Genomic DNA, 19,069 nt, shown 5'->3' on the forward strand with positions numbered 1-19,069 from the left:
CTTAATCTTTTTAAAGTTATATTTAGTTATATTTAATTAATATATTTACTAATTATTAAATTATTTTAAAGGGGTAAAATATGAAAATTAATTCAAATAATTATAACTTACCATTACAAAAGGTAAATAATAATCAAGCATTAGTTCAAGGAAGACTTGAAAATAAAGAAAATGCAAAAAGATATGATGATTTTATTAAAATGTTTTACCCCGATACTCACGATAGCTTGGATTTTAATTACCCAACTAATAGCAATGAAGCAAAAATTCAAAGTATGGTTATTTATATGTTACTTGAACATCAAGATGCTTTATATGGCGATATGTATACGAATACAATTTATGAAAGAGCCTTTAGTCCTGAAGCAAATCAAGATGTGCAAAAAGATTTAAAAGATTTTTTAAAGGAGCATTCGGATAGCTCAGGAGATTATAAATGGGATCAAGATGTAATAATAGCAAAGCTATTTAATGCAAGAAATATTAGCGAAGATGAGTTTAAGCAAAGATATCTAGCAAGAATTGATGAGATAAAACAAGGCAAAGAGCATGAAAATATTCAAAATAGTGAAAATATTCAAGATAGCAAAAATCCAAAGCCAAGTGATGAAATATCTAGCATAAATGAAAATGATGAAAAAGTTGAAGATAAAAAAGACAAAACCGAAGATAAAAAACCATTCGAAGCCATAGAAGTAAAAGGCACAAGCACTCGTGAAAGTATGGAAGAAATACTTAGCAAAATTAATATTCAAAATATCAAAGATGAAAGAGATTTATTAGCTATTTTAATGGCGTATAAAGATAGCGAGAATTTATATGATAAAAGAGTTTAAAATAAAGGAAAGTTATAAAATTGTTAAAATGAATATAGATTAATATTTTATATAAATAAGAATTAAAGCTAAAAATTTTATAAAAGAGTTTAGATATAAATTAAATATCTATTAATATTTTTTTAAATCTACCGATATAGAAAAATAACGGGGGTTTAAAATGCAAATAACAAATAACAATTATATAAATTATCAAACAAATATTAAAAATCAAATTCCAACCACTCAAACTCCTAAAGATAATCTAAAAGAACAAGTTATGAATTTATTAAAAGATGTTCCACAAGATGAATGTGGAACTTATGAGCCAAATAATACGCAAAGAATACTTTTGGGTGTAAATAAATCTAAGCATCCAGAGCTTCACGCTATGCTTGAAAGCGAGTTTATGGAAGGTATGCTTTTTTATGGAATGAGTAAAAAAGAGCGAGAATACTGGATAGAAACGGGCAAGAGTGTCGGAGCTGAAGAAATGGTAAAAGTGATTAATTCTTTACACCCTGCATTTTTCAACGAAAACGATGACAAAAAGGCTCTTTCTAAGCTAGACGCTTTACAAATAAATACAAAAGCTAATAATATTTATAATCAAGCATTTATTAAAAACGATTTAAAACTTTTAGAGTTTTTAAAGCAAAACGAGATTGTGGGCGTTAGATTTGCTACTAATGATACAAATTTTGGAGATACTAGCGTGCCTGAGTTTTATCTAAGCAGATTTTCTCAAGGCAATATAAAGCTAGGAGATGTCTTTTGTGGGAGTGGTGGCTTTATGGATAGGCTTATGGATTTATTTGCTCTTGATGATTTAGATGAATTTAAAATCGGTTATTTGGCTTTAAAAATAGAAGTTGATTTATACAAAGAGCAAAATGGTTATGAAAAACATTTTGGAGAGAAATATTCACAAGAAAATTCCGAAAAAGATGAGAATATAAAAAGAAAACCCATAGAAGTAAAAGGCACTAGCACTCGTGAAAGTATGGAAGAAATACTTAGCAAACTTGATATTCAAAATATCAAAGATGAAAGAGATTTATTAGCTATTTTAATGGCGTATAAAGATAGCGAGAATTTATATGATAAAAGAATTTAAAATAAAGGAATAATTATGAAAATAAATTCTTATTCAACATATCAAATAACTAATATAAGCAAAAAAGAAACAAATAACGAGATTAAAAAAGTAGACAATAAAGCAGATGATAAAAAGGTAGGTGAAGTATTAGGATACGGAATTGATAAAGATGGCTTTTTTACAAGTGATTTTAACAAAGCAGCAGGTATTCCGGAAGATTTTAAAATACATAGCGATAGTTTAAAATCTTTAGTAGAACATAATGAAAATGCAATATCACTTTATAAAATTTGTAAATCAATTGATATAGCAAAAAGCGTTGGTAATGCTTATAATGTTGTAAGACAAGTTGTAGGAGATGAATTTTTAAACTCAAACGATAGTTTTTCTAAAGATACTTTGTCAAACACCCCACATTTATATGAAATGAGAAAAAGCACCTTAGAAGTTACTCAAATATTTGATAATGATGACAAATTTAATAATTATTTTAAATCTAAAGAGTTTTCTAATGTTTTTTCAAAGCACAAAGACACATACTCATTATCAACCATTTTTGGTGCAGATGGTAATGTTTTTAATTATTATGAAACACGAGATGATAATATTTACGCTAAATGGCTTAGAAACTCTGCTTCAGTTTGCTGGAATCCACATGAAGAACATTATAAAACTGAAAACAGCGAATATACAAAAGGTGGCTTACTAATTGCAGCTCTTAGTAGTAATTATTTTTTGGTAGAAGGTGAGCGAACTGATTATGCTAAGCAAATAGGAGAGGATAGATTTACTCCTATGGATAGGTTAAATTATGGAGCTTTGCCAAAAGAACTTAGCTCATTAAAATTACAAAATGTAGATGGGTTTGATGGTAAAGAATTTGAAAGTATTATGAAGCGATATCAAAAATTATTATATGAAATGCTAAGTGGTAAAAATCTAAAAGCTCCTAAAGATATAGATAATTACGAAACATTTGAAGAGTTTTTGCAAGTGGCTTTACAATACAGCCAAAAAAATATAAGTTTATTTGATATGAAAGTATAAGGATTTGTTATGATGGTTAATGGAGTAAATAATTTTTCAAATACTTATGTAAATACACTTAATAATAAAAACTCACAAAATAAAGCAAATGATGGGGCTAGTTTAGAATATCTTAAACTAGCCCAGCAAAAGCTAGAAAACGATCCGACTTACAATCCAATAAATGATAAAAATCTAAATCTTGGAGAAAAGGCAGGTTATTGTGTGTTTGGAGCATTAGACCCTGATTTAGTAGAAGAAATAAGCAAAGAATTTATGAAAAATTGGGTAGAAATTGATAAAAAAGAGCTTGATAGAACGCTAAACTCACTAAATATGCCATCTTTAGGTTTGCCTGATGATTTTCCTTTAGGTTATATAGATAGTAAGAAAATGCCAAGCGTTGAAGAATTACAAGCTAGAGTTAAAGAAAAAGAAAATTTAAGAAATAATGCAATAAATACAAAAGAAGAAATTAAACAAGAAGAAAAAGAAGAACAAACTAAAGAAAAACCATTTGAAGCCATAGAAGTAAAAGGCACTAGCACTCGTGAAAGTATGGAAGAAATACTTAGCAAAATTAATATTCAAAATATTAAAGATGAAAGAGATTTGTTGGCTATATTTTTAGCCTATAAAAATGGCGAGAATTTATACGATAAAAAAGTTTAGATTAAAAGAATTTAAAATCGTAAAAATTAGCATAATTTTAAAACTAATCAAAAATTATTATATTTGTTTAATAAGCTAAGGAGTTTAATACAATTAAGGTTTAAAAACTTAAACCCTAATTGTATTTTCAAAATTTTTTAAAATATAATTGTTTTATTACCTGCAATAAATACTTTATCATCAAACACTTTTTCAAGGGCATTTCTTAGCACTAGAGTTTCTATTTTTTTACCTGCTTTTCTTAAATCTTTTGAATTATAAGTGTGATTTACTCTAACTATGTCTTGAAAAATAATAGGCCCTTCATCTAAATTATCCGTTACAAAATGCGCACTTGCTCCTATGATTTTAACCCCACGCTCATAAGCTTGTAGATATGGATTTGCACCGATAAATGCAGGTAAAAAAGAATGATGAATATTGATGATTTTATCTTTAAAAGTATTTACAAAATTTGGGCTTAAAATCCGCATATATTTTGCTAATACTATATAATCAACATTGTATTTTTTAATCTCTTGAATTATATCTTGCTCGTAAAGTTCTTTATCTTTGCTAGTATCAATTAGGCTAAAATCTATATCAAATCTTTTCACAAAATCGCTTAAATCGTGATTTGCCATAACTTTTAAGATATTCGCATTTAGTTCATCTTCATAGTTTGCAAGTAGCAAATCACCTAAACAATGAAGCTCTTTTGAAGCTAGGATTATTATGTTTTTCTTTCTTTTTGGGCTAAATGTGATTTGTGCGTCTTTTAAAATCTGTTTTAAATTATTTATAAAATCATCTTTTACACTTTCACTTGAGCTTAAAATCGCTAGAAAATAAAAAGAATTTGTATCGCTATTTACAAATTCATTATTGCTTTCTATATTAAATCCCGCCTTATAAATCTCATTTGAGATAATAGCCACAAGCCCTTTTTTATCAGGGCAAGTGATTTTTAAGATATATTCATTCATAATTTATCCTATGTTATTTAATTCAGCTTTTATTTCATTTAATTCGTTTTCAGCTTTTTGCATAGCAATTTTGTTTTGTTCTACAACTTGTGCTGGTGCGTTAGCTACGAATTTTTCATTGCTTAGCATTTTGTTTAGCTTTTCGTATTCTGCTAGAACTTTTTTATATCTATTTTCTAACTTAGCTTTCATTTCATCAAGTGCTTTGCTATCTACAAAAATAGCGGTTTTTAGGTTCGTGCTAACATTTACGCTAAAGCTTTCTTTAGGATTCTCATCTTGGCTTAATTCTCCTACTTTAGCTAATTTTGCTATTAGTTTTAGATAATATTCATCAAATTTATGTTCGCTTATAATTTGTGCCGGAGCATTTTTATCAGTAATATTTGCTGTTTTTTTGATACTTCTTAGGCTATTAATCGCTTCTTTGCAAAGCTCGTAGTTTTTGATAATTTGCTCTTCAGTGGTTGAAATCTCATTTATTTTAGGGTACTTTTCTACCATAATTGAGCCATTTTCAAAAATACTTGTGCTGCCTAATTTATGATATAAATAATCACTAATAAATGGCATAAATGGACTAAGCAATTTCATAGCGTTTAAAAACACACTAGCAAGCTCATCTATACTACTCTCATCAGCCTTGCTAAACTCAATTCCATAATCACAAAACTCATCCCATAAAAACTTATAAATATTCATAGCAGCATCATTAAATCTATATTCATCTAAGTTTTTGCGAGTTTCATTTACGCATTTTTGAAATTCTGCGTTTATATAAATACCTAGTGTTGTTTTATAGCTACCTAGTATCTTATAATCCTTACCTTTAAGTAGTAAGAAATTTACCGCATTATAAAGCTTATTTGTGAAGTTACGAACTAAAATCATTCTATCTTCACTCATTCTTATATCTCTTCCTTGAACGGCTAAAAGTGCTAAAGTAAAACGTAGTATGTCAGCACTATATTTATCAATGCTATCAAGTGGGTCAATTACATTGCCTTTACTCTTACTCATTTTTTGTCCGTTTTCATCTTTTACAAGTGCGTGAAGGTAGATATCTTTAAATGGGATTTCGCCTAGCTCATTTTCACTTTGAAATAGCATTCTACATACCCAGAAAAATAATATATCAAAGCCTGTAATTAAAAGCGAATTTGGATAAAAGTCTTTTATATCGCTTTCATTCCATAAAGTGCCTTTACCAAAATCGCCATTGTTATAACCTAGAGTTGAAAATGCCCAAAGTCCCGAGCTAAACCAAGTATCAAGCACATCTTTATCTTGAGTGATACTATCACAGCCACATTTTTCGCATTTTTCTACCTTGCTTTCACTTACATGAATATGTTCGCACTCATCACAATAATAAACAGGAATTTGATGTCCCCACCAAAGTTGTCTGCTGATACACCAAGGGCGTAATTCTCTTAACCAAGCATTAAAGCTATTTATCCAATGAGCTGGATAAAACTTAGCATCACCATTATTTACTTTTTCTATAACTTTTGTTGCAATGTCGGTTTTTACAAACCATTGTTTAGAAATATACGGCTCAACGATATTTTTACAACGATAACAATGTCCAACTTGATTTACATAATCTTCAATTTTTTCAATAAAGCCTAATTCGTTTAGTTTATCAACTACTATTTTTCTAGCCTCAAGTCTTTCAAGTCCTTTAAACTCAGCACAATGCTCGTTTAAAATCCCATTTTCATCAAAAATAGTTAAAAACTCTAGATTATGTCTAAGTCCTACTTCATAGTCATTATTATCGTGAGCTGGTGTTACTTTTACAATTCCTGTTCCAAAGCTCATATCAACATGGCTATCAGCTATGATTTTTATTTTACGATTTATAATAGGCAGCGTAACTTCTTTACCAACTAAGTGCTTATATCTTTCATCATTAGGATTTATCATTACGGCAGTATCGCCAAAATAAGTCTCAGGTCTAGTAGTTGCAACTACTAAATAATCCTTATCATTTAAAAAATATCTTATATGATAAAGTTTGCCTTTATTTTCTTCATATTCAACCTCAATATCACTTAATGCTCCATCTTTTGTGCACCAGTTTATCATTCTGTTATTTTGCTCTATTAAGCCTTTATTATAAAGGTCCACAAAAGCTTTTTTAACAGCATTTTGAAGCCCTTCATCCATAGTAAAACGAAGTCTTGAAAAGGCAGGGGTAATGCCTAGTGCTTGCATTTGCTTAACTATAGCTCCACCGCTTTGCTCTTTCCATTCCCATACTTTTTCTATGAATTTTTCACGGCCTAATTCTTCTTTTTTAATCCCTTTTGCTAATAGTTGCTTTTCAACTACATTTTGAGTGGCAATGCCTGCGTGGTCAAGTCCAGGTTGATAAAGCACCTTAAAGCCATCCATTCTTTTATATCTTGTAATAATGTCTTGCAAGGTAAATGTAAGTGCGTGTCCTATATGTAAAACACCTGTAACATTTGGCGGTGGCATCATAATTGCAAAGTTTTTGCCATTTTCTTGAATGTTTTTATTTCCATCTATTTCAAAATAGCCTTTTTGTTTGCAAAATTCATAATAATCTTTTTCAATTTCTTTTGGATTGTAAAAATCGCTCATAAATAATCCTTAAATTAGTGTTTTTTGCCATTTTATTAATTTTTGCTTATTTTTAGGTTATTTTGCTAGACTTTTTGGATTTTAATTTTAGAAAGGTAGTTATTATGAATTTGCTAATTCGTTCTTTTTTAGTTTTTATATTTTACTTATTTACTTGTTTTTTCTTTAGAATTTCATTTATTATAATGTTTTATGAAAAAACAATGAAATCTAAAGATATTTTTACTGCTATATACGATGGCATGAGATTTGATTTACAATTTTGCTCTGGCTTTATTGGGGCTTATTATTTATTTTCTTTACTAACGCTAAGATTTAATTTTAATAAGTTTGTTTCTAAGTTTATTTTCAATATAGAGATATTTGTTATTGCTTTTATAAATCTTATGTTTTTTATATATTTTGGTATTTTTAGAAGTAATTTTGATAGTAATTTATTTTTATTTAAACATGAAGAAATGAGTCAGCTATTAAGTATAGCAATAAACGATAATCTAGGTATTTTACCTGCTACTATTATCTTTTTACTTTTTATATTATTAGCAAATAAGTTTCACAATTTTTTATTTTCTATAAAGAAAGATAAAAAGTTAAATTACAAGCAAATAGCTTTCAGTTTTTTATTTGTAATTTGTTTTGTATTGTTTGGTATTAATCAAAAATTCTCATTTACACAAAAAATTCTTTTTGACGTTATAAAAGCACAAGACAATCATATACTTCAAAGCAGTCTATTAGGGCATATGAAAGGGTTTTTTATAGCTGTAAGAAAAGAAATGAAGAAAAAAAATATAGATTTTGCTTATTTTAATATAGGTACCCCAAAAGAAGCTGCATGTAAATCTTTTGACATAAATCCTTGCAACGGCAAAATAAATTTGTATGAATATATAAAGCGTGTAAAAAATGATGAATTAGTTATAAAACCACGCAAAATTTACTATATTATAAGCGAAAGCCTATCAGATTGGGTGATGGATGATAAATTTAGTGAGCTTTTTAGCGATATTCAAAACTTTGTCAAAAGTAAAGCTACATATATAAAAGCATTAGAGAATGCCAGTGGTACAGCACAAAGTTTACAATTACAATTTTTGGGTATATATTTTAATGAAGAGGATAATTTATACTATTATAACAAAATAATAACCCCTAAAACTTCTTTAGCTAGTCATTTTAACCAAATAGGATATAAATCATTTTTTTATATGGGAAATACTAAAAACTGGAGTAATGTAGGAGATCTTGGAAAAAAAACAGGCTTCATAAATGAATATCATAAAGATAATATGATTACTTGGGCAAGAAAACACAATCTAAAAGAACCGTTGTATACTGATATGGGAATATTGGATGATGTGGCATTAGAGTACTTGGCTGAAAACTCAAAAGATAATAGCTTTAATGTTTTAATGACTATTACTAATCACAAGATTTATGATTTAGCATTTATGCAAAAAAATGATTTTGTTATCCCATTTGATAAGATAGAAAAATTAAGCACAAAGTACAAAAACGAATTAGCTACCATTTATTGGTATCAAAAGACTTTAGTAAATTGGATAGAAAAAACAGCACAAAATGAGCCTGATAGTCTTTTTGTAATTACGGGTGATCATTATGGTAGATTTAATATAGATGATAGCAATGATTTATTTATCACCCATTCAGTACCTGTTATAATGTATTATCCAAAGGCTAAGATTTATCCAACTTGTAAGATAACAAATCATCTTGATATAAGTGCTAGTATTATAAACCTAATCGCCCCTAAAGGTTATGAATATTTTAGTTTCGGAAGTCCTTGTTTTTCGTTAGAAAAAAAGGAAATTTTAGCTACTAATAAATATGGTTTTGAAATAGAATTTGAAAATGGAAAAATAACTAGCGGGGGGGGGTATTTGAGAATGGCTCAAGCACTTTCTTGGTATTTAGTTTATAAAGGAAACATAATTGAATAGATTAAATGATGAACAATTTGCGGCGGTTAATACTAGTTTAGGTAGTAATTTGATAATAGCAAGTGCAGGAACAGGAAAGACAAGCACAATAGTTGCAAGGATAGAAAAATTATTAAATGATGGTGCTAAAGCAAATAGCATTATGCTACTTACATTTACAAACAAAGCCGCTCGTGAAATGATAGCAAGACTTGAAAAAAAACTCGGCTCAAGCAAGATAAAAGGCATTGTAAGTGGGACATTTCACGCAATTAGTCTTGAATATCTTAAAAAGCATAAAAATATTCAGCTTAAGCGAAATAGTGAATTAAGAGCCTTGCTAAAAAGTATTTACGAAAAATATTCTCCTAATAAAGATGATTTGTTTGATTATTCATATTTAGCCGATATTTATTCAAGGTTTAATAATACTAATTTAGTTGATGATTTTCGTGGATATTTGAAGGCTAATTATGAAGAGCAAGGCGATAATATTAATTTTTATTGCAAAGTTTTAAGCGAATACGAAGAACAAAAAAAAGCTCATAATTATTATGATTTTGATGATTTATTACTAAATGCTAAGGATTTTTTCACAAATGATTATAAAAATGAGCCTTTTTATGAAGTTTTAGTAGATGAATATCAAGATACAAATAATCTTCAAAGTGCGATTTTAGACTCAATCCCTAAAAAATCTCTTTTTTGCGTAGGAGATTATGACCAAAGCATTTATGCGTTTAATGGGGCAAATATAGAAATAATTGGAAGTTTTAAAGACAGATATAAAAATGCTAGAATTTATTCACTTAATAAAAACTATAGAAGTGTTAGTAATATTTTAGAATTTGCAAATAGGGTTATTACAAAAAACGAAAGGCTATATCCAAAAGAGCTAATCGTAACTAGAAAAGAAGCTACAAAACCTATTAAATTACATAGTTTTAATCTAGCAAACGAACAATATGAATTCATTGCCAATGATATTTTAAGCAAACTTGAAGCAAATAATAGAGCTGATATTGCAGTGATTTATCGCAATAATTCAAGTGGTGATTTAATGGAAAGAAGCCTAAAGCAAAAGGGTATTAAAATAGCTAGAAAAGGTGGCAGTAGTTTTTATGAATTAAAAGAAATAAATACTCTTATAAATCTAGCTAATTTAACTAATAAAAATAGTGATATTTTAAGCTTTTTAGGGATTTTATTAGAGAGTAAAGGCGTTGGAAATGCTAAGGTAAATATTATTTATAAAGCATTTTTAGAATTAGGAAATGGCTCTTTATTAGAAGGTATTTTAAGACCTATTAAAAAAGATAATTACGATTTTTTAGCTAAAAGCGATGAGGCTTTTGGTCTGTTTGCAAGCACTCAAAATCAAGCTAAGCAAAGTGAGTTTAGCTTTTTAGCAACCGAGTTTAAAAATAATCCTGTTTTATTGTTAAAAGAATTAAAATTTGATAATGTAACCTTTCTTGAAGAACTTTATAAATTCTTAAAAGAAAATGAAAATATTGATAATCCTAGCGTTTTATTAAACAATGCTTATTCATCTAAGATTTTTAGCTTGATTATCAATAATCTTGCAGCTAAGCGTTCTTTTAAAGGTGCAAAAATAGTAAATGAGATAAAAGAGCAAAAGCTAGAAAATATTAAAAATAATTGTAAATATATTTTAGACGATGCGAAAAACTATAATACTTTTAAAGAATTTTATGAAAAAACTATTTTAAATATTGATTATGAAAATACTAAAGGAGTTCAGCTTTTAACCGTTCATGCTAGTAAAGGTTTGGAATTTGAAATTGTTTATTTGATTGACTTAGCGCAAGGTAGGTTTCCAAATCTAAAGCTTAGCAAAAGTGCTGGGGGTATTGATGAAGAGCGAAGATTATTTTATGTAGCACTTACAAGGGCAAAAGATGAACTTATTATGAGCTGGGCTAAAAGGCAAAAAGAAGATGATAAAACAGACGCAATACGCTCAATTTTTATTGATGAAGGTAAGAAAAATTAAAAGAATTTAAACCTTATTTTAAATTCTTTATTTTTTTAGCATAATTTTTAATTCTTATAGAATTAAGTATCACACAAATTGAGCTAAGCGACATAAAAATGCTAGCAATTAATGGATTTATAAGCCCCATAAAAGCTAGTGGAATGCTAATTATATTGTATAAAAAGCTTAATGCTAGGTTTGTTTTTATTAGTCTATAAGTTCTTTTTGCTAATAAATGAGAGTTTTTAATGCCTATTAATTTATTATCAAGCATAATTATATCACTTGAATTAAGGGCTAAATTAGTAGCGTTTTTAAAGCTAATTGATACTAATGCTAATTTTAAAGCTAGTGCGTCATTTATGCCATCACCTACCATTAAGACTTTATTAGTTTTACTAAGATTTTGAATTATTTTAAGCTTATCTTCGGGCAAGCATTCACTATATAAATCATCAATTTGTAGTTCTTTTGCTATTTTTTCGCAAGGCTTTTGCTTATCTCCTGATAGCATTATTACTTTTATATTTTGCTTTTTAAAATAATTTATTAGCTCTAAAGCATCATCATTTAATTGATTAGAAAATACAAAATGCTCTAAAATCTCATCATTTTTAGCAAAAAACATTTCAGTTTCGTTTTTAGAATTTGCATTAATATTATGACTATTTAATAATTTTGCAGAGCCTAGATAGTATTTATCATTTTCAAATTCTGCAATCACTCCTAAGCCGCTTAATTGCGTGAGCTTAAAGTCTTTTAAACTAGGCTTAGTATCTTTTATATATTCATTTAGCGAACTTGCTATGAAGTGATTATTTTTATCTAAAATTGCTTTTAAAATGCTTTTTTCATAATCATTTAGATTTATTTGGCTTAATAATTCTAATTTTGATTTTGTTAAAACCCCAGTTTTGTCAAATACAGCTATGTCAATTTTGCTAAGATTTTCAATATAATTTGAGTTTTTAAATAATACTTTAAGCTTTAAAGCTTCGTGTAAGCATAAAAGATTTCCAACAGGAGCGCTAAGTGCAAGAGCGCAAGGACAAGCAATAATTAATAAACTAACGCTTCTAATAATTGCTTCTTGAATATCGCTCATATTATATAAAAAGCACAAAAACGCAATGCTAAAAATCGCATAACAAAAATAAACACCAATTTTATCAGTTAGTTTTTCTAGGTTTGATTTTTTGGTTTTATTTAGTAATTTTGCAAGTTTATTAATATAGCTATCTTGAAAAGTGCAATTTGCTATGTAATCAAAACTAGCACATTCAACCACGCTAGCACTTTTTATAAAATCTCCTTGCTTAATATCAACTAATTCACTCTCTCCTGTAATAGCACTTAGATTTAATCTAGCTTGTAAGCTTTTGCAAGTGCCATCTATTAAGATTTTATCCCCTAAAAACACTCTAATTACATCATCTTTTTTTATTTTAGTAACGCTTATTTTTTCTATTTTGTCATTTTTAACAATATTTACACTAGCGTTTAATAAATCACTTAAAAAATCAATATTTTCTAAAGCTTGTTTATATGATAATTGTTCTAAAAATCTACCTATAAAAACAAAGCAAATTATCATAGCTACGCTATCAAAATACACATAAGAAAGTCTTGCAAACATAGCATAAATACTATAAATATAAACCAAACTAGCCCCAAAAGTAACTAGACAATCCATATTTAAAATCTTATTTTTTAAAGCAGAAATTGCGCTCTTAAACATAGATGAAGCACTATAAAAAAGCACAGGAGTACATAAAACAAATTCAGCAAAATTAATAATATCTTGAACGCTTTGCTCCATACTAGAAAAATACCCAGCATATCTTGCGATACTAAGCCACATAATATTCATAACACAAGCAATTGCTACAATTAGTTTTGAATAAAACTCAATATGAGTTCTTTTAGCTTTCATTGTTGTATTTGGATTGTAAGCTAGTGGGATATAGCCTAGAGATATTATTATATTTAATATATCTTTTGCTTTAGTTTTATTAGGATTATATTCTATACTTGCTCTTTTTGTTTGATAATTTATATTAATTTCTAATACACCTTCATTTTTAAGCAGCATTTTTTCAATAAGCCATACACAAGCTGCGCAATGTAAATTATCTATTAAAATTAAAATTTTTTCATAATTATTTTCTTTTTCTATGAAAAAAGAGTTCTCATCATAAGAAATTTGCTCATTAATTTTAGATAAATTTGAAGCATTTTTGTAAAAATCTTCTAAATTATTTTCATTTATGAGATTAAAAACATTTTTACAACCATTACAGCAAAATGCGTTATTGCCTTGAAAAATCATACTATTTTTATCAAAATCTATTTTACAATGAGAGCACTTCAAGATAATTTCCTTTAATTTTATTGACAATTTTATTTTTAATTTATAAAATAATTTTTAATACTTCGTTTTTTACAAATAAGGAAATCAATGGATAAAGATATACAAACAGAACAAAAGCAAGATAAAAAAAATCAAAAAAAGCATATTCCAGTAGATGGATATAAAATAGAAGAATTAAAACTACTAACTCTTGAAAAACTAATAGAAATCGCAAACGAAGCTGGTGTTGAAAATCCGATGGAATTTAGAAGACAAGAGCTAATGTTTGAAATATTAAAAGCTCAAACAAAAAAAGGTGGTTTTATACTCTTTACAGGTATTTTAGAGATTAACCAAGAAGGTTACGGCTTTTTAAGAGCTATGGATGCGAATTTAAGCGATAGTGCAAACGATGCTTATGTTAGTAATTCACAGATTAAAAAATTTGCTTTAAGAGTGGGTGATATCGTAACAGGTCAAGTAAGAGAGCCAAGAGAACAAGAAAAATATTATGCACTTTTGAAAATTGAAGCGATTAATTATTTGCCTTTAGCAGAAGCTAAAAAAAGAGCTTTATTTGATAACTTAACTCCAATTTTTCCAACAGAAAAATTACAACTTGAATACGACCCTTTAAAGCTAACGGGTAGGGTGCTTGATTTATTCACACCTATTGGAAAAGGTCAGCGTGGATTAATAGTAGCACCACCTAGAACAGGAAAAACTGAATTAATGAAAGAATTAGCAACTGCAATTGCTAAAAATCATCCTGAAAGCCAACTAATAGTGCTTTTAATTGATGAGCGACCTGAAGAAGTAACTGATATGCAAAGATGTGTAAAAGGTGAAGTTTTTAGCTCTACATTTGATCAACCTGCATTAAATCATGTGCGTGTGGCTGAACTTGTGATTGAAAAAGCTAAGCGTTTAGTAGAAATGGGTAAAGATGTAATAATCTTACTTGATAGTATCACAAGACTTGCTCGTGCTTATAATACTGCAACTCCTAGTAGTGGTAAGGTTTTAAGTGGTGGTGTTGATGCAAATGCACTTCATAAGCCAAAAAGATTTTTTGGAGCTGCTAGAAATATTGAGCATGGTGGAAGCTTAACAATAGTTGCAACTGCTTTAATTGATACGGGTTCAAGAATGGATGATGTGATTTTTGAAGAGTTTAAAGGAACAGGAAATAGCGAAATCGTTCTTGATAGAAATATTTCAGATAGAAGAATATATCCAGCTATAAATATTACAAAGAGTGGAACGAGAAAAGAAGAATTATTACAAGGGCCAATTAACTTACCTAAGATTTGGGCAATTCGTTCAGCTATGAATTCTATGGAAGATGTAGAAGCACTTAAATTTTTATATGCAAAAATGCTAAAAACTCAAAATAATGAAGAATTATTGTCAGGATTAAATGAATAATATGCAAAATTTATCACTTAAATATCGTCCAAAAAATTACGATGATTTAGTAGGGCAAAGTGCTGTTAGTAAGAGTTTAAAATATGCACTAGATAGTAAAAACATAGCTAATGCTTATCTTTTTTCTGGTCTTCGCGGGAGTGGAAAGACTAGCTCTGCTAGGATATTAGCAAAAGCACTAAATTGTGAGCGTGGGATTAGCTCAAAACCTTGCGGAATGTGTGCTAGTTGCGTTAGTAATGATGGAATAGATATTTATGAGCTTGATGCGGCTAGTAATCGTGGTATTGATAGTATTCAAGATTTAATAGAAAATACAAAATATGCACCACTTCATTCAAGATTTAAGATTTTTATAATTGATGAAGTGCATATGCTTACTCGTGAAGCCTTTAATGCGCTTTTAAAAACACTTGAAGAACCACCTAGTCATGTTAAATTTATTTTAGCAACAACCGATGTGCATAAATTACCAGCTACTATTTTAAGCAGGGTTTTACATTTTAGATTTAAAAAAATTCCTTTACAAGATATTGTGAGTAGAATGGAATTTATATTAGCAAATGAGCAAATTCCTTATGAAAAAGAAGCTTTAACTCTTATTGCTAGAAGCGGTGGCGGGTCTTTAAGAGATAGTCTTACTTTATTAGAGCAAGGCATAATTTATTCTCAAAGAAAACTTAATAAAGAAAGCATAGCTTTAATGCTAGGTTTAATAGAGCCAAATATTATAAAGCAATTTTTTGCTGATGTTTTAAGCTCAAATGATAATGGTATTTTTAGATTTTTAGAACTTGCTAAATCTTATGAAGCAAGTGTAGTAATTGATGAGATGAGTTCTTTTTTAAAAGATAGTTTTGCTAATAAAAATCCAAATTTTTCTTTAATTTTATACGATAGATTTTTTCATATTTTAGCAAAGGCTAAAAATATGACAAAGATTAGCGATGATGATGAATTTATTTTATACATTTTAGCATTTATGTTAAAAGACGCTACAAAATTAAAAAGCATAGATGAAGATTTAAAAGTAGAAAATATAAATAAAAACGAGCAAGATTACTTAAATTTTGTAACTATGATTGCTAAAAGAGATTATAAATTAGGAGAAATATTTAAAGAATGTGCTTCTTTTGTGAGTTTTGATGGTAGTGAGTTTTGTATTAAAATAAACCCTAAAAATGAAGAAGATAAGCAGTATTTTAAACAATATTACACAAGCGTTGTAAAGAATGTATTTGCTAGTATCTTTAATGATGCAAAATTAGTTTTAATTAGTGATTTAACGAAACAAAATGTAAAAAATGAAGCAATAAAAGAAGAAAGTAATTATCCTAAAATAAATAATACTAATTTTGAAAATAATTCAAATAAGAATTTAAAACAGGAATTTCAAAATAATTACAATACTTATGAAGAAGAGATTAAATATCCTGAGTATCAAAGCGATGATTTTTTAGATTCTAATATGGCTTTTGAAGACGAAGATAATATTTATGAAATACCAGATGATATTTTAGAGCAATACGAACCTGAACTTCAAAATATTTTATTTGAATCATTAGTAAAAATTAAAATAGAAAATGATACTTTAGAATTACATGTAATGCCGCCTTATAATGAGAAAGAAAAGGTTATTTTAAGAGATAATATTAAAAATGTTTTAGCTAAATGTAGTGCGTTTTTTAAAACTAAAAATGCAAAAATAATCAATGCAGAGCTAGATAAAAAAAAACTTCATTAGAAACTAAACCTAATGAGTTTAATAAAGAGCAAGATTTTAATATATCTAGGCATTTAGGCGAATTAGAATTATCTAAATTTGTAATAGAGCCAGATTTTCAAAGTAGTATTGATTTAGAAAATAAGGCTAATGAGTTTAATAAAGAGCAAGATTTTAATATATCTAGGCATTTAGGCGAATTAGAATTATCTAAATTTGTAATAGAGCCTGAAAATATTGAAGAAAAAAATATAAATTTAGAAATAGAGCATTTAAAATTAAGTAAAGAACAATTAGAAATTAAGAAAAAATTAGATTTAATTACAAATGCTTTAGGACCTTTAAGTGAAAATAGACCTTGAAAAATAATGTTAATTTGATATAATCACAACTTTACTTTTCTTGGGGCTGACTAGGTTTCGACAGGATTAGTAAGGGATTAGCTGCATGCCGTGTTGCTACGTTAAACGCTAAATTAAAATTAAACGCAAACAAAAAAGAATTAGCTCCTGCTTACGCTTACGCTGCGTAAGTTCAGTTGAGCCCTGCGATGCTTAAAGCTTGTAATAGCATTAGCGGGTCATCATTCAAGCTAGTTTAAAGCTTTGGCTAGACTTTAAATAAAATAAAAGCCTTAGTTTTTGCTAAAGTCGTAAGCTGCACTTGGCAAAAATGAATTTAAGCAGCCTACTAAGCATGTAGACGCTGGTTTTGAGCTAGTTTTGGACTGGAGTTCAAATCTCCACAGCTCCACCATTCTTATTTTTTCCATTCTTTTCTAAAGCTAATTAGATATATATAAAAACTAATCTAATTTATATAATATTATTATTTTAACAAGTTTTACATTTTTTATCCTTTTATTTATAATTTTTACTTAAAATAAAAGCCCTTGCTCGTAACAAGGGCTAAAAGGCTCTTAAGCAAAAAGCCTTTTGATTGCTGAAAACATATGATTTTCTATGTTTTCGTCTGGTTTTAAAGATGAGATGTTTTCAATAAATATCTCATCGTTAAAAATTACCATTAAATCAGTGTTTATCAGTTTTTCAGCTTTTAGCACTTGATGTAAATTAAACCCATTTGCTTTTTGATACTCGCAAATGTTTAACTTGTTTTGAGTGAAAAACTTTAAAAACTTTTTAGCTACTTTTGAATTAGTGCCTTTATTTGCAAGTTCTTGTTTAATCTCTCTTGCTAGTCTTGTTTCTACGCTTAATTTAGTTCTATCTAAATAATTCATTTTTTTTATCCTTTTAATTTTTTTTGGTTTTTTGGTTTTTTAAAGCAACTTGTTTTTTATCCGTTTTAAAATCTTTTTTTTGTTTTTTTATGGCATTTGGTTAGTCTCCTTTCGTTTGTAATTATTTAGTAATTTACTTATTTTTATTTTGTATTTAACTAAATATAAGCGAAATGTAACATAATATTCTTAAATTAAACTTAATTATTTGTTATTTACAAAAAAATATTTTGTAATTTGACAAATATATATAAAAATGCTATTATCTTCATAATTTTTTTTTAAGGAGTAGAAATGACAAAAAAAGATTTTTTATTAAAATTAAAAGAATTAAAACTAACAATAAACGATTTTGCTGAAATTGTAAAATTGCCTGTAAGTACTCTTTATGGTTGGCATAGAGATGGAAAAGAAGCACCTGCTTGGGTTGAAGCATTTATTTATTACTATGAAAAAGCTATGAAGTATGAAAAAATAATAAACGATAAGCTTTTAGAAATTGATAAAAAATAATCCTAATTCTGAATTTAAATTCTTTATTTTTTAAGAATTTAAATTCGCCACCCCACATACCACAAAAAAATTAACAAACGATTAATTATTTAAATTTTTTTAAGGAAAAATTGGTAAAATACTTGTGTCTTTTGCTAAAGCTTAAGAGTTAAAGATGATTTAAAAATTATTTTTAATTTTTGTTTTTTTGGGTGGAAAGATATGGTGGATTAAAGATGATAGAATATATTTTATTTTTAATTCTTGTAATCGCTTTACTTAAAACTTTAAAAAGTTTCTAAGTAAAGCACAATTCAAAAAAACCTAAAGGCATTATAAACTTGCACTGCTTAGCTTTAGCTTAAGGCAAAATCAATCCAAAAAAACTGCGGTGCGGTTTTAATGCTTATAAGAGTGAAAGCTTTTATAAGCAATTGGATGATTTAAATCTTTCAAAATTACGCTTAAAATCAAAAATCTTTACTAAAACATACTTAAGATACTAATTTTATATCTAAAACGATTTTAGATATGTTTTTGTTAATTTAAAAGCATATTTTATAAACTCGCCACATCAGATTTTTTTTACGCTTTTAAAAATTCGCCGCCCCCCCACCGAAAGGAAAAATTTATTTTTTATGGTTTTTAACTTTAAAAATAAGTGTTTTCGCCGATTTTTGCTAGGTTTTTAGACAATTCTTTAG

General features: G+C 27.8%; 13 protein-coding genes and 1 other RNA gene. 10 read left to right on the top strand and 4 right to left on the bottom strand.

Annotation, left to right across the window (positions count from 1 at the left end):
• Window positions 1–80: 80 nt before the first annotated feature.
• From KJQ97_RS02545 to KJQ97_RS02560, 4 genes are all read left to right on the top strand, one after another.
• Complete coding sequence (locus KJQ97_RS02545; protein WP_214119858.1) at window positions 81–836, top strand: hypothetical protein; 756 nt, start codon at window positions 81–83, stop codon at window positions 834–836.
• 160 nt (window positions 837–996) lie between these two features.
• The gene (locus KJQ97_RS02550; protein ID WP_214119859.1) at window positions 997–1,932 is read left to right on the top strand and encodes a hypothetical protein; all 936 of its coding nucleotides are present in this window, start codon (window positions 997–999) and stop codon (window positions 1,930–1,932) included.
• 15 nt (window positions 1,933–1,947) lie between these two features.
• Window positions 1,948–2,961 carry a Cj0814 family flagellar-dependent secreted protein gene (locus KJQ97_RS02555; RefSeq protein WP_214119860.1) on the top strand — a complete coding sequence of 338 codons (1,014 nt, stop codon included), beginning with the start codon at window positions 1,948–1,950 and terminating at the stop codon, window positions 2,959–2,961.
• A 9-nt stretch (window positions 2,962–2,970) separates the two neighbouring features.
• Entirely contained in the window at window positions 2,971–3,612 is a 642-nt protein-coding gene (locus KJQ97_RS02560) for a hypothetical protein (RefSeq protein WP_214119861.1), read from the top strand.
• Window positions 3,613–3,749: 137 nt separating this feature from the next.
• Here the strand turns inward: KJQ97_RS02560 and purU are convergent, their stop codons facing one another.
• Both purU and KJQ97_RS02565 read right to left on the bottom strand, forming a co-directional pair.
• On the bottom strand, window positions 3,750–4,577 hold the full coding sequence (purU, locus tag KJQ97_RS09805; protein WP_250325845.1) for a formyltetrahydrofolate deformylase: 828 nt from the start codon (window positions 4,575–4,577) through the stop codon (window positions 3,750–3,752).
• A 3-nt stretch (window positions 4,578–4,580) separates the two neighbouring features.
• Window positions 4,581–7,190, bottom strand: a complete 2,610-nt coding sequence (locus tag KJQ97_RS02565) for a valine--tRNA ligase (RefSeq protein ID WP_250325846.1) — start codon at window positions 7,188–7,190, stop codon at window positions 4,581–4,583.
• A 203-nt stretch (window positions 7,191–7,393) separates the two neighbouring features.
• Here KJQ97_RS02565 and KJQ97_RS02570 point away from each other — a divergent pair, with 203 nt between their 5' ends.
• Window positions 7,394–9,151: an LTA synthase family protein gene (locus KJQ97_RS02570; protein ID WP_214119862.1), complete on the top strand. Its 1,758-nt coding sequence runs from the start codon at window positions 7,394–7,396 to the stop codon at window positions 9,149–9,151.
• A complete protein-coding gene (locus KJQ97_RS02575; protein ID WP_214119863.1) occupies window positions 9,144–11,147 on the top strand; it encodes an ATP-dependent helicase in 2,004 nt (667 codons plus the stop codon). The genes KJQ97_RS02570 and KJQ97_RS02575 overlap by 8 nt, the downstream gene beginning before the upstream one ends.
• A 13-nt stretch (window positions 11,148–11,160) precedes the next feature.
• On the opposite strand, the gene KJQ97_RS02580 is transcribed toward KJQ97_RS02575, so the two are convergent.
• On the bottom strand, window positions 11,161–13,500 hold the full coding sequence (locus tag KJQ97_RS02580; RefSeq protein ID WP_214119864.1) for a heavy metal translocating P-type ATPase: 2,340 nt from the start codon (window positions 13,498–13,500) through the stop codon (window positions 11,161–11,163).
• Window positions 13,501–13,587: 87 nt separating this feature from the next.
• Here KJQ97_RS02580 and rho point away from each other — a divergent pair, with 87 nt between their 5' ends.
• The 3 genes from rho to ssrA all read left to right on the top strand — a co-directional run bounded on the left by rho (window position 13,588) and on the right by ssrA (window position 17,386).
• Window positions 13,588–14,907 (top strand): transcription termination factor Rho, encoded by a 1,320-nt coding sequence (gene rho / locus KJQ97_RS02585; RefSeq protein ID WP_214118675.1) that lies wholly within the window; start codon window positions 13,588–13,590, stop codon window positions 14,905–14,907.
• 1 nt (window position 14,908) lies between these two features.
• Window positions 14,909–16,651 (top strand): DNA polymerase III subunit gamma/tau, encoded by a 1,743-nt coding sequence (gene dnaX, locus KJQ97_RS02590; protein ID WP_214119865.1) that lies wholly within the window; start codon window positions 14,909–14,911, stop codon window positions 16,649–16,651.
• Between the two features lie 383 nt (window positions 16,652–17,034).
• Window positions 17,035–17,386: a transfer-messenger RNA gene (ssrA, locus tag KJQ97_RS02595) on the top strand.
• 163 nt (window positions 17,387–17,549) lie between these two features.
• Here ssrA and KJQ97_RS02600 read toward each other — a convergent pair.
• Entirely contained in the window at window positions 17,550–17,873 is a 324-nt protein-coding gene (locus KJQ97_RS02600; RefSeq protein WP_214119866.1) for a hypothetical protein, read from the bottom strand.
• Between the two features lie 294 nt (window positions 17,874–18,167).
• Between KJQ97_RS02600 and KJQ97_RS02605 the strand changes: the two genes are divergently transcribed.
• Window positions 18,168–18,386 (top strand): XRE family transcriptional regulator, encoded by a 219-nt coding sequence (locus KJQ97_RS02605; protein ID WP_214117584.1) that lies wholly within the window; start codon window positions 18,168–18,170, stop codon window positions 18,384–18,386.
• Window positions 18,387–19,069: the final 683 nt, after the last annotated feature.

This window comes from Campylobacter sp. 2018MI01, assembly GCF_018501205.1.
GTDB lineage: Bacteria > Campylobacterota > Campylobacteria > Campylobacterales > Campylobacteraceae > Campylobacter_E.

Bases quoted from the DNA above. Each gene is read 5' to 3' on its own strand.
- KJQ97_RS02600 (WP_214119866.1), bottom strand. From the start codon at position 17,873: ATGAATTATTTAGATAGAACTAAATTAAGCGTAGAAACAAGACTAGCA.
- purU (WP_250325845.1), bottom strand. From the start codon at position 4,577: ATGAATGAATATATCTTAAAAATCACTTGCCCTGATAAAAAAGGGCTT.
- KJQ97_RS02605 (WP_214117584.1), top strand. From the start codon at position 18,168: ATGACAAAAAAAGATTTTTTATTAAAATTAAAAGAATTAAAACTAACA.
- KJQ97_RS02565 (WP_250325846.1), bottom strand. From the start codon at position 7,190: ATGAGCGATTTTTACAATCCAAAAGAAATTGAAAAAGATTATTATGAA.
- KJQ97_RS02560 (WP_214119861.1), top strand. From the start codon at position 2,971: ATGATGGTTAATGGAGTAAATAATTTTTCAAATACTTATGTAAATACA.
- dnaX (WP_214119865.1), top strand. From the start codon at position 14,909: ATGCAAAATTTATCACTTAAATATCGTCCAAAAAATTACGATGATTTA.
- KJQ97_RS02545 (WP_214119858.1), top strand. From the start codon at position 81: ATGAAAATTAATTCAAATAATTATAACTTACCATTACAAAAGGTAAAT.
- KJQ97_RS02555 (WP_214119860.1), top strand. From the start codon at position 1,948: ATGAAAATAAATTCTTATTCAACATATCAAATAACTAATATAAGCAAA.
- KJQ97_RS02550 (WP_214119859.1), top strand. From the start codon at position 997: ATGCAAATAACAAATAACAATTATATAAATTATCAAACAAATATTAAA.
- rho (WP_214118675.1), top strand. From the start codon at position 13,588: ATGGATAAAGATATACAAACAGAACAAAAGCAAGATAAAAAAAATCAA.
- KJQ97_RS02570 (WP_214119862.1), top strand. From the start codon at position 7,394: ATGAAATCTAAAGATATTTTTACTGCTATATACGATGGCATGAGATTT.